At 33.1% G+C, this 12,863-nt stretch carries 11 protein-coding genes; all 11 read right to left on the bottom strand.

The window, feature by feature from the left end:
• Window positions 1-114: 114 nt before the first annotated feature.
• Complete coding sequence (locus ACSBPO_RS20785; RefSeq protein WP_442596699.1) at window positions 115-1,377, bottom strand: hypothetical protein; 1,263 nt, start codon at window positions 1,375-1,377, stop codon at window positions 115-117.
• Between the two features lie 235 nt (window positions 1,378-1,612).
• Window positions 1,613-3,457 carry a hypothetical protein gene (locus tag ACSBPO_RS20790; protein WP_442596700.1) on the bottom strand — a complete coding sequence of 615 codons (1,845 nt, stop codon included), beginning with the start codon at window positions 3,455-3,457 and terminating at the stop codon, window positions 1,613-1,615.
• Between the two features lie 312 nt (window positions 3,458-3,769).
• Window positions 3,770-4,144, bottom strand: a complete 375-nt coding sequence (locus ACSBPO_RS20795) for a hypothetical protein (protein ID WP_442596702.1) — start codon at window positions 4,142-4,144, stop codon at window positions 3,770-3,772.
• Between the two features lie 278 nt (window positions 4,145-4,422).
• A complete protein-coding gene (locus tag ACSBPO_RS20800; protein WP_442596704.1) occupies window positions 4,423-4,932 on the bottom strand; it encodes a hypothetical protein in 510 nt (169 codons plus the stop codon).
• Window positions 4,933-5,038: 106 nt separating this feature from the next.
• Window positions 5,039-6,565, bottom strand: a complete 1,527-nt coding sequence (locus ACSBPO_RS20805; RefSeq protein ID WP_442596707.1) for a YifB family Mg chelatase-like AAA ATPase — start codon at window positions 6,563-6,565, stop codon at window positions 5,039-5,041.
• Between the two features lie 29 nt (window positions 6,566-6,594).
• Entirely contained in the window at window positions 6,595-6,894 is a 300-nt protein-coding gene (locus ACSBPO_RS20810; RefSeq protein WP_442596709.1) for a hypothetical protein, read from the bottom strand.
• Between the two features lie 38 nt (window positions 6,895-6,932).
• Window positions 6,933-7,355 (bottom strand): transposase, encoded by a 423-nt coding sequence (locus tag ACSBPO_RS20815; protein ID WP_442596711.1) that lies wholly within the window; start codon window positions 7,353-7,355, stop codon window positions 6,933-6,935.
• A gap of 633 nt (window positions 7,356-7,988) precedes the next feature.
• On the bottom strand, window positions 7,989-9,518 hold the full coding sequence (locus ACSBPO_RS20820; RefSeq protein WP_442596713.1) for a hypothetical protein: 1,530 nt from the start codon (window positions 9,516-9,518) through the stop codon (window positions 7,989-7,991).
• A 44-nt stretch (window positions 9,519-9,562) separates the two neighbouring features.
• Window positions 9,563-10,765 (bottom strand): glycosyltransferase, encoded by a 1,203-nt coding sequence (locus ACSBPO_RS20825; RefSeq protein WP_442596715.1) that lies wholly within the window; start codon window positions 10,763-10,765, stop codon window positions 9,563-9,565.
• Window positions 10,766-10,818: 53 nt separating this feature from the next.
• Window positions 10,819-11,697, bottom strand: a complete 879-nt coding sequence (locus ACSBPO_RS20830) for a glycosyltransferase family 2 protein (RefSeq protein ID WP_442596717.1) — start codon at window positions 11,695-11,697, stop codon at window positions 10,819-10,821.
• A 92-nt stretch (window positions 11,698-11,789) separates the two neighbouring features.
• The gene (locus ACSBPO_RS20835; protein WP_442596719.1) at window positions 11,790-12,842 is read right to left on the bottom strand and encodes a glycosyltransferase; all 1,053 of its coding nucleotides are present in this window, start codon (window positions 12,840-12,842) and stop codon (window positions 11,790-11,792) included.
• Between the last annotated feature and the right edge of the window lie 21 nt (window positions 12,843-12,863).

The raw sequence follows: 12,863 nt of genomic DNA on the forward strand, positions 1-12,863 counted from the left end.
ACCGATATTGTTCCTATAAAACAAAGTCTCAAAAGCATACGCTTCTGAGACTCCATTTTTAGTTTATAGAAAGAAAGTTATCGGAGGGTTCTTGTTCCATTTAATTGGCGGCAGTTATTCCTTTCCTGTTTCAATGTTCGTTAAGGATAACAAACCATTGTTTATAGCGAAATATCGAACTCTTGCAACAATGATGTCCTCATTGTGTTTATAAATAGTTTGGATTTTATCAGGATGATCTTCTTCAAAATCCTTAATTAGATGCCTCATTTCGTGTGGGATCGCATCTTCGAGTAAAAGAACAATATCATAAGAGTGTGACAGGTTTCGAATATGTGTAAGACTTTTTTCATAAGGGTTCACCCAATCTGCTTGAACACCATGTTTGGTTAGTCGGTCGCGATATTGGACGCCGTTTTTACTCGTTACAATCAGAACGCTGATGGGTGCTATTGGGAGATACACCTTATCGTCTTTATAGTGAGGAGTTAAAAGGTTTTGTGGATTAGTTGTTTTTCTGTCATGCTCCATTTCACTTTCTGTCTGATAAAACCAACAGATATATGCCTTCTTTTTAGCTTCATTGACAACCGCAGAAACAGGAGTGCCTATCTTCATTTTCCCTTTGACTTTTCCCGCCACTTCATAGGAAAGAGAATTCGTTGTAACAAACTGCCATTTACCTTGTGGTAAAAGTGGATTCTTAACAAGAAAGCCGTACTCCACTTTATTTTCCGATGAAGACTTATTAGAACTTGGACTTACTTTTTTCAGTGAATGGTATTGAACATACTGTTTGTAGAGAGATGGTAAGTCTTCAAATTGGTTAAACGAGGTTATATTTAATTGATTAGTTAGATGATTTATCAGATGAGAGGGTTCCAGTAAAAGAAAACGATTAAGCATTGTTTCCATTTCTATTAATTTTGTTTCTTGTTTTTGAATCGTTTGTTGACATTTACTGAGCTCTTCTTGTAAAAGCTTTTGGCTTTCCTTAAGAAGATTCGATTGTTTTTGAGCGGCTAATTTATCAGCAGTAGCAAGACTTTTAAGTTGTTTCATTTTCGTAATACTAGCGCTCAACTTCGATTTTTCTACTCTCCATTTTTCTATTTGGATCGTTTGTTTATCCAATTGCGCCATTTGCTGTTGGATAACCAGTTCCATTTCCACCATTTTTTTGTTTTGTTCTGTTAGTAAAGACTGAGTTTCAAATAATTGTTGTTTTTTATTGGAAAGTTCTTGTAGGAGAGATAGGGAATCATTTTGCTCCATCTTTTCTTTATTCTTTTGTTGGTTTAAGGCTTTTTTTAATTTTTCATTTTCCTTTTTCATATTTTTGTACAAAGACTTATAGTTGATTTCTATACGACACACCTCCATACTCCATTAAGCTATTTTATTGTATGTGCTGCCTTCCACTTTTGTTAGAAAGCATCGGTGTCAGGTACCGACAAAGGACAAATCAGTAAAAAGGTACGTGTTAAAAATACTGTACAAATAGTAAAGAGAAAGTCTCAAAAGCATATACTTTTGAGACTCCTTATTACAGTTTGTTGTTATTCTCTTTTTAATAGCACTGGTACCGATAACAAATATATAGCAAACAAAATTATTCGTAAATATGAATTTGATCACCTTGTACAACATATAATCGATGGTTCTTTACTAAAATATTTGAAACATAGTCGTTTTGCGGAAGCCTAATATTTTTAAGAAGCCTTAGCGTCTGGGCGTCATAAATAAAGAGGGACTCTCGAGTAGCTACAAACAAATTCTTACCGATTATTTGAATACACTCTGCAGTACGTGTTAAAGCAATTCTTTGGGTATTTCTATCCTTAGTTGAAATAACCACCTCATTGTCCTTCAACATACTGTTGGTTCGGAATGAATTACTCCCCATCTTACGTATTCCCGCTAACAAATCACCTGCTTCGGACGTTGTGATCCTTCCAACCGAAAAGGTCTCTTCGAGAGACAACAATCGGTTGTATTTATTACGAAGTTTCACATATATAGGGTCATTAAGTACATTCGAAATAACGTTCCCCTTATAATCATAAATAATAATGGACACGGAGAATTTCCCATATGTGTTTTGTAAGTAATGAATAGAATAAATGTACTCTTCCGTTAGTCTAATTAGGTTCGGAGCATCGCTCTTAGTCCGAAAACTAATAATATTACGATTGTTTGCTAAATCGTATAAATGGAATTGGTAGTTACTATTGTTATAATATGCGAGTATATTCTTATATAAGTCCAGTGGCTCAGAAGATTCTAGAACATATGGTCCGTTGTTCGTTTTAATTTGGCCAATTATGAACTTCCGATTTTTCACTATATCAAGAAGGATCAGATCAATGCCATATATAGCGACCAACCTTTCATCATCCAAAACTCGTATATCTGTGAACCATTTTCTTATAAAAGTAGATTTGTCCTCGTATTCTTTCACTGTATGGACTAAATTCAAATTCAAAACGTCTACAGTTCCTATATCTGTTTCTAACACTGAAGCTTGATTGGGTATATCCTTAAAAAGAACGGGACTCTGCTTTTCATACTTTGCCGGGCTGACGGACCCATGGCTTTGAGAATCATTTGAATTAAGGATTAAACGTTCCAATTTAGCCAGATCTTGAAGATACTTGGCTGCCACTTCAAGATCTTTTGAGACAAATTTTTCGTTAACAAACTGATATAACATCTCCGTAATCAGAAAAAACTGGTTCGCTGTCTTGGCATCATCCTCTGACAACGTATCCCTACTAATTAAACCGTTTAATAGATTCGTAACTTTTTCAAGCTCCCGATTCACTAAGTCAAGCACTCTTTGTTCATCCTTTACCACGTTTCGGATGTAGGTCATTCTCGCCTTCAGAGAATCCAATCTCGCAATTTCTAAATCAACTTGGGTTTTGAAATCCTTAGCGTCCTCCAAATACTCATTGGCCGCTTGGACGCGACGTGACTGCACAAACAAATCGTCAACAAGATTTAATAATCCTATTTTAGTGATATTTTTAGACACAGACAACCCATTAATTGGAGTCTGTAAAAACGTTGCCTCTAGAATGATTTTGCGCTGCCAATCATTTTGTTTGAAGTTATCCATAGTTATTTTAGCGGAATGAATCGCGTCATTTGTGATTTTTAATTTATAATCATAAAATTTAGTAATTATGGCCTCAGTTTCCCTAGCGTATGTATCGACTTCTTCAAACTTAGCATTAAGACGGCTTTTTGCGCCTTGCATGATTGCATGTGCCTGATCTTTTTTTTCAAATGAAGTTTTGTAATCATTATTATTTTTAATGACCATTTCTTTAAACCCATCAGTCATGATTTCGGTAAATTCTTGTCGACCTTCTTTGACAATATTTTTAGCGTCACTAGCGATTTCTCCTAAGTCCTTAACAAATTGAATGAACCTACTTGATCTAAATCCCACCTTGTCTCCCCTGCCTTCAACTGATATAGTGTGTTGATCAATAATTGGAGGGCTCCGGCAACCTTCACCTGATCATAAGACTTTATAGCAGCATCTAAATGTTGATCAAATTCTACCAGTTTTATATTCTTACTTTGCTCTTTCTTCTCCACGGCTATCTATCGTGCGCTCTTATCCTCTTCAATGGTCTGCACAACAAAATCTTTCATGGCCTTAATACCCTCTAACCAATGATTATTGGATTACCGAACCGAGTATTCCTTCTTCACTTTTTTTAAGTGTTGGTCATAATTCATCGTCACATTCCCCTGACTAAACTAAGGATTTCATCCCATGCGATAACATGTCCACTTGATTAAAGCCCTCTAATGGATTTCTACTAGAAACAACTGCCAGATAGTTAAGGGTAACCCTTACCATTTCTACGTCTCCATTTTCAACGGCTGTTTTTAAGACAATGTCTGCACGCTGGTAAAGTTTCTCTCTGTCAGCAAAGCTAGATTCAATAAATCTTAAAAAAATTTCTTTTTCTGCTTCTATTTTTTTGTTAATCGCAGTCAACGTTGCACGGATTCTAGTTCTTTCTGTAATCTCGACTTCACGACATTTCATATAATCACCAAATACTTTGATTGATTCTGTTGCGATTTTACTTAACTCAGATACTACCAATGGATTGGATCCCATTGAACTTCCTCCCTTAATACGTCGATTATTTTTAATTTTACAATCGAGACTTTAGAACTATTATAATATTTTTATCCAGATTTTAAATACCTACGTAAGTTTTAACAAAAATAGGACGAGACAAAGGGACAGGTCCCCTGTCCCGATATTTCGGCTGTATCAACCTATATTCTGTATTGCATAGGTTGCTGCTCCATTTTGTCTTCAAGGGGGATTCTGTCAGAAGAATAATAAAAAAAACGCGTCCACTCATGGGAGACGCGTTTGTATATCTCTTATCATTGTTGTCCCTGTTCTGTTTTAGATTCTACTTCAAAGAGCCTTTTGTTTAAGACTTGAATTTGGTAATCCTTTTTTTCTGATTGCTTTTTAATATGATGCAATATACTCATAATGGTTTCTTCTTGGTGATGTTCAATACGATAAACCGTTTTCTTAATATCTTGAATATCATTATGCATCATACTTAGTTGCTTCTCTGTTCTTTCCTGCACTTCCCATAGTCGCTTTTCTGTTTTTGCTTGCCCTTCCAATAGTTGCTTTTCTGTTCTTTCCTGCCCTTCCAATAGTTGCTTCTCTATTCTTTCCTGCACTTCCAATAGTCGCTTTTCTGTTTTTTCCTGCACTTCCAATAGTCGCTTCTCTGTTTTTCCCTGCACTTCCAATAGTCGCTTCTCTGTTTTTCCCTGCACTTCCAATAGTCGCTTTTCTGTTTTTTCTTGCCCTTCCAATAGTTGCTTCTCTGTTCTTTCCTGCCCTTCCAATAACTGTTTTAGTAGTTCTTCCACCGTTCCCACTCCTTATTTTTAGATTATATCATAGTTTCAAATTCACTCTTGCAAACATTTTATTACCAAAATGAGGACAAGGATACAGGTCCCCTGTCCCGGCTATTCACCCCCGCTTCCTCATCCCTACCCTCTGGTCATCATGTGCTCTACTTAATGACATGGCTTCCCATAGCGATTCTTCTGTTATTTGTTCTTCATCTTTTAAGTCTGAAATCGTTCGTGCTAATCGAATTATTTTGATTTGGACACGATTACTCCATTTCTTTTTCATCGTCATTTGTGTGATCAGTTGCTTAACTTTTTCTGGTATGCTGTTGGTCAACATCAGAGTTTCATAGGACACTCTGCCATTACTCATTTCTACGCTGTATCTTTGTGTTTGTCGTTCTCGAGCTTTAATGACTCGTTTTCTAATTTCTGCGGATGACTCACTTTTATAGTCATTATAAGTTTCAATATTAACGTGTTGAATAGGAAGGGAGATATCAAACCTATCACGGATTGGTCCGGAAATACGATTTTGATAGGATTGAATTTGTTTTGGTGAGCATGTACAGTAATGTGTGCTTGATCCCAGGTATCCACAAGGGCATGGATTCATCGCACCAATGAGATGGAATGAAGCAGGATACGTAACAATGGATCTCGCACGACTAATCGTGACTTTTCCAGTTTCAATAGGCTGTCTTAACATATCCAATGTCTTCTTAGAGAACTCAGCCATCTCATCTAAAAACAAAACTCCATGATGGGCTAATGATATTTCTCCGGGTTTTGGATTTTGTCCTCCTCCAATAATAGAGACACTAGAGGCTGAATGGTGCCGGTTACGAATGGAAGGAAGATGAATATTTTCAAACTCAACGCCAGCTAGTTGATACAAGCTAATTTTTTCAAGCTGGGCTTCGTTCGATAATGGAGGAAGAATGGAAGGAAAAGTTTCTGCTAACATGCTTTTTCCACAGCCAGGCGGTCCTGTCATAAACACATGATGCCCTCCTGCAGCTGCAATTTCCAGGGCTCTTTTTGCAAAGGAATGACCAATAATCTGGTTAAAATCTTTTTCAAAAATGATTTCTTTATCATTCAATGGCTTTTTCACAAAAAAGGGAAGAATGGTTTGTCCTGACAAATGTTGAAGAACTTCATGTAAGGAAGAAACAAAAATAATCTCAAATCCATCCATCTTAACTTCTGGCAAATCTTCGTAAAATGGCATATATAAAACAGCAAACCCTAGTCTTTTTGCAGACAAGGCTGCAGCTAGCATTCCTTCAAATGGAAGAATGGAACCATCTAATGATAAGGCACCTATAAAGCACGCGTTAGGTAATATTCTCTCCTTTATAAAGCCCTGGCTCTTTAATATACCAATAGCCATTGGCAAATCAAATAGTGGGCCATTCTTTTTCTGTTCTGCTGGTGATAAATTCACAATAATTTTTTGATCTACCAACGGATAACCTAAAGAGTACAGAGCAGATGCCACTCGTTCCTTTGACTCTTTTACAGACGCATCCGGCAAACCAACGATGACAAAAGTCTCCATTCCCTCTAATGCTTGTACTTCAACTTGGACACGGTAACCTTCTACTCCCTTTAAACCAATACTCATGATTTTTGTTACCATACCATCATTCTCCTTATTATTTTGCCCTATTAATAAACTCGATGAATCACACTTTTGGATATCCCAGTGACTCTAGATAGTTGCCGTAAGTTCACACCCTTTAATTGAGTAAGCTTCTTTAACACTTGGTCTCTTTCATCCTTTTCTAATTGTTGTAATATACTGCTGTTACTGATTCCCATTTTATTTAGGTGCTCCCTTACTTCACGATCGGACATTTTAACTTTTAACTCATCATCTAAACATTGATCATGATTTTGTTGCTGCATATATTCGATAAATAATGATATAGCTATCATTCTATCTTCGGAGAATAGCCTTAACCCCAAATCAGTATCCACCATATCTTCTTTCTGGATATATTCATTTATACTTGTCCATTTACATTCCCATACACTATTCGCCAGCCCTGCCTTACTGGATTTTGATGAATATATCTAAGCACCGTTAAAAAATAGGAAGTATTTTCGACATTTTCACTCTTAAAACGTTCCTGAAACAAATGGCCAACCCGTTCATATTTAAAATTGTACCAATAAACATAGCTAGAACTAACTCGTTTTATAGCATCTGATAACGTTTCCTCCATTTCCCTTACCAATAAATGCACATGATTATCCATTAAACAGTAACTGTATAGCTGGAATTGGCTGATATCTTTATATTTTTTTAACGTCTCTAAAAACTTTTGCCTATCCTCATCGTCCTCAAAGATGGTTTGTCGGTTAATCCCTCTCAACATAATATGATACACTCCACTTTGGCTTTTCCTTCTGCCTTTCCTTGACATAAAGCATTCACCTCAAGGTTTAATTTCTATTTAACTAACAAACTAAACAGGTTATCTAATCTGAATCTAAGAATTTATTGAATTGTTACTGATTTAGTATGGAGAGTACATGGTAATGATGATGGTCGATTGGAGAAAATAGTTCTATCGATACGGAAAAGTATACTTACCTTTATGGTGTAAAAAAGATGGAGGAGGTTTAAAATTCATTTGAAGAACTAGCGCGTAGATATAACGATACGAATGTCATTAGGTTTTAGTAGTAATAATGGAGGTATCAAACAAATGGATAATGAACAATTGAGTAGAATTTGAAGGATGAAAAAAAATAGAAGAAAATCATTAAGCCATAACTGGTAATACATTATAGCTTTTAGAAAATAGAGGCAGTTCATATATAAGAGTTTACATATTAAATTATACTGCAAGAAAACTAGAAATCCTTCCTATTAACTATATTGATTTGATAAATATTTTTAAGAATTACCTAATTTGACATAAATGACACCCAAATCGGGACAAGGTACCTGTCCCCTTGTCCCTTCTAATTAATCCTAGAAGAGACGGAGGGACAGGTTGCTTGGACCAATTCGAATTGGGACGAGGGACCTGTCCCCTTGTCCCTTAATAATATTATTCAAATTTCCCCTTGGTGACGAACTTTAAAAAAACAGGTTTTATTCTATTAAAAATATAGTTTATATTTTCCTTTTCAAACGGCATATTCAATACTAAAACTATGCTAAAGACTGATAATGAAACTAAAATTGAAATTAATAACCACTCAATAAAATTATCAATTTTAAAAGGTAATGCATGAAAAGATAGAGACAAAATAATACCTATCAATGAATTCCAAATAAATCTATAAACAAACCTACGCAGAGGTTGATTTAATATTTTTTTATAAGTATAGTGTACTATCTGCGTTGTTCTATACGCAAATGAACATATTGTTCCTATTAGTACGCCCGTAATCCCTAATATTTTAACTAGAATTAGGGTTACAGTTATATTTATCGCAGCTTCAATCATAGAGTATAGTTTCGTTTCTTTATATTGACCAGTTGCAGATATTAAATTACCTGGGGCCATACGAGTATAATCAAGTATGTTTATTAACACAAAAAGCATTGCATATGTTGTACTTATATAACTTGGATCACCCAAACGACTAGTATAAAGTTTTATAAAGGGTAATACCATTATATAAGATACTGTCATAGTAATTGTAATCATCATCAAAACCATTATTTCATACGAAGAATAAGTTTTCTGAAAATTGTCATCTAACTCTCCAACCATCATGTTACCGAACGTATGCTCAACTGTTCTAAAAATCGGGGTAATAAACTTTTTTAACATAGTAAAAACCATATTATAGACAGCATAAATACTACTTTCTTTCAATCCTAGAAATACACTTATCACTACAATATCAGTGTTGTATACAACTAAACCACTAATCTTATGAACTAATACATCTTTTGTCTTTTTTACAGCTGCCCAATTTGGGGAAACATTAAAATCAAGCATAGTATATTTCCTTTTAACAAAAGATAATACCATTATAATTCTAAGGATGGTAAATATAGGTATTATCATTTTTATTACTATCACGCTTGCACCATGTTTTATAAAGATTATTGAAACTAAAGGAATTAAAACATGTAATATCCCAGCTATCAAATTTATAATATATGATCTTTGATCAGCCATTAATAAGAGACGATAAAGTGAATCTCCTAAGTAATCCAATGAAACATTTAACCCTGCAAGAGCCATGATCCAAAACATTGTAGTTGATGGAATAGTATTATCATGAATAAAATAAGGAATTAAAAATCCTAATAGAATACTAAGTATAAAAATAATTAAAGCGATCCAGCGAAAAATCTTTCTTGCCGCTGAAAGAATTTCACTAACTGCTTTCCAATCTTTGTTCGCTAAAGGTTTATATAAAGAAAAAATTATTGATGCTCCCATCCCCCCGTCAACAAGTAGCAAATAAGAGAGTAATTGTGTTATAGTAGCATCCAATCCATTAATAGAAGATCCATATGTTTCTAGAAATAATTTAGCAAACCATATTCCCATAACAGTCCGTATTACAGTTGTGGATAGTGCTGTGATTATTGATAAAATTGCCTTTTTAGATCTCATTTCGGCCTCCTAATTAGGTTTAACGAAAGCCTTTATAAAAAAAATCAAAATAACTTATATATTTTGTTAACTTCATTTTCGTTTCCTATTATGTCCTTTTTACTATTTATTATTATCCGATTATACAACTCTGTATTATCTAATAATTCTTTTATCCCCTTGAAAATACCATCTACATCACCTTTTACCAGTATTCCATTTACCTTATCAAGAATTTGCTCTCTAAAAACTTCTAATGAAGAAACAATAACAGGTTTATTTAATGCCCTAGCCTCAGCAACTGCAATCCCATATCCTTCCCACCTCGACGGTTGTAAATAGATGTCACAATTATTTATATATGGATATGGATTCGCTTTTATCCCAAGAAAAACTACCCTGTCTGATACTTTGTATTTTTTGGCTAGTTCAGTTAGCATTTCTCTTTGTTCACCATCACCTATCACATACCATTTAATATTATATTTATCTTTTTTTAGCATTTCTAATACAGGTATTATCAAATCAAATCCCTTAGATTTATGGAGTCTACCTACAGATAATATTTTTACACCATTAAAATTATCTTCGAATCCTTTGTGTTGATTAGCTAAAAACTTGATACTTTTTGTCGATATAATATTTTTTATAATTGTGGTTTTTCTTGAATATTGCGGGAAACATTCATTTAGAATTTTCTTACATTGTTCTGATACAGTAACAATATGGTCTAACTGTTCAAAATAATAATTATCAAATTGCCTTGGCAATTTCCCACCTTTGTAATCTACATGAACGAAACCAATTTTCTTTTTTGCTATTACTTTATCTATTACAAAATAAGTAGGTAGCCCTTCCATATATCCTATTGCGACATCATACTCTTTTCGCAAGGTGGGGACTACCTCTTTCATATTCTTCCATCTTCTAACATATATATGTTTCCTTTTAAAGAATACATCATCTAAAAACATTTTTGTTCTATAGTATAAAACTTTAAACTTTTTTCCTTTTAAAAATATAGGTAATGCTTTTTTAAGCGATTTATTGAATGTTTTCAGTATATTGTAATCTGGTAAATTTAATAAATTCACTTCTTTGGGTAATAACTCTAGAAACAAACCTTCTTGTTGCAGTAAAAATAAATCGACTTCATACTTAGTATAATCAAATAATGACAAGACCGTAAGAAGACTTTTTTCTGCTCCTCCCCCATTTAAATTTCGCATTACAAATAATACTTTGCTTCTGGTAGTGTTATTATCCACTTACGTCCTATCCTCCAATGCTGTATTTATTAATCCAATAGGATAATTTATTATTAATTTGCCTGCTTACATTTTTTTGAAAAATTTTTGGTCCTTAAAAATATAACTGGTATTAATAAGACTGTTAAAAGTGGATATGGACTTTGCTTTATATATCTATTATTATTTGAAAGTCTAGAGAAAACCCCATATCTAATTAAATGATATATTCTTAACCTAAAATTAATTACTAGTTTACTTTTATTCTTGTGAATATATGCATATCCTTTAGGGTTTTTATATTTTAGAAATTCAACATTTTTTGTATATCCATCATTTAAATATTCTCCATATGCAAGAGGTTTAGAATAAAGTAAATATTTATATTCTATATCTATTAAATCATAGGCTGCTACTTCGCTTAAGAACTTCTCACCTTCAAAAACTGGAAAAGGGAATTTTTTTATTATGTTTGTTTTGTATACTAAACATGTCTCTCCTTTAAATCCATATTTCTTGTATAGATTACCTAAAGTTGATATGGGGATATTAGGTAATTCACCTACTTTATTATTTTCAACACGGGGTGTTACAATGCCACATAAACTATCTGCTTTATGGATTCTATTTCCCCATAGATTAATGATAGTTTCGACAGCTTCTTTTATTAAATAATCATCCGAATCTACACATAAAAAAAGTTCTGATTTTGTTAGACTTACTCCATAGTTATGTGCTACATGCTTACCTTGGTTCTTCTGATATTCATATCTAATCTTAATTTTATTTTCATTTTGCCATTTATTAAATAATTCAGTGGTATAATCAGTAGATCCATCATCTACTACTAACCATATAAAATCTTTATTCGTCTGAGACTTTAAACTTTCATATAAGACATGTAGTTTATCTGCTCTATTATAAGTTGGGGTGAATATTGTAAGACTAGACATATTAAGCCTCCTTGACATATATATATACTCTGACAAAACAACCCTTTGTTATAACTTATAAGAATTATTTTGTCTTTGAAATTTACGTCATCTTACAACTTGGATCTAATTACATTATAAACAACTACTGATGATATAAATTTAAGCCTATTTCCCAATAAAAACGAAATAAAGTTTCGTTTATTTAATTTTTTTTTGCCCATCAATTTCATCGAAGGCTTAAAAAAATTATAGTTATAACACCAATTTAATGATGTATAAACAGCTTTAAAGTTACCTTTATTAGAATTTATTTCGGATCCCATCGACATAAAGAATAAATATTGAACTATATTTGGAACTACACCTTCTACTTCACTATACTTTGCTTCTCGATGCGCTTTCTCAATAAACCTTTTACAAAGGTTCATTAATTTTTTAGTGATATCAGGTTTTTTAGAACTTGATATTGTCCCAGATCTTAAAAGATGAAAATACAAAGGATCTTTGATACTACATACCTTTTCTAAATATAGACAGCATTCTAAATTAAATAACATGTCTTCACTATGAATTTCATTATTCGGTTCAAAAAACAAACGATTTTCCCTTAAAAATTGCAAATTATACAACCTATTCCATGCAGAATATCTATGTGATTTTGGATTTAGCATAAAGCTATTTATATAATTTTCAACACCATATGAATTTATATCTATTTCTTCGTCCATATCCTTTCCTTGTACTATTGTTTCTTTAGAGTCTTCATGAATTCTAATTACATTAAAAACACATATTTCTGAGTTTGTTTCTTCAATCCTATCATATGCTTTTTTTAATAAATTTTTATCAACCCAATCATCACTATCAATAAAGATGATATATTTTCCTGTTGCAGCTTGAATACCTTCGTTTCTTGCTAAAGATAAACCACCGTTTTCTTTATGAATAACTTTGATTCTGCTATCTTTTTCTAAATAACTATCCGCAATATCACCAGAAGAGTCTGGTGACCCATCATCTACCAAAATTACTTCAATAGAGGAGAGGGTTTGATTCAAAACAGAATCAATGCACTTTTCCATGTATTTTTCAACATTATATAGGGGTATAACAACTGAAATTAAAATATTATTATCAGCTTGGCTAAAGGTATTTTTAATCATCGAATATATTAACCCACTTTC

Source organism: Neobacillus sp. D3-1R (assembly GCF_052180215.1).
Classification (GTDB): Bacteria; Bacillota; Bacilli; order Bacillales; family Cytobacillaceae; genus Pseudoneobacillus.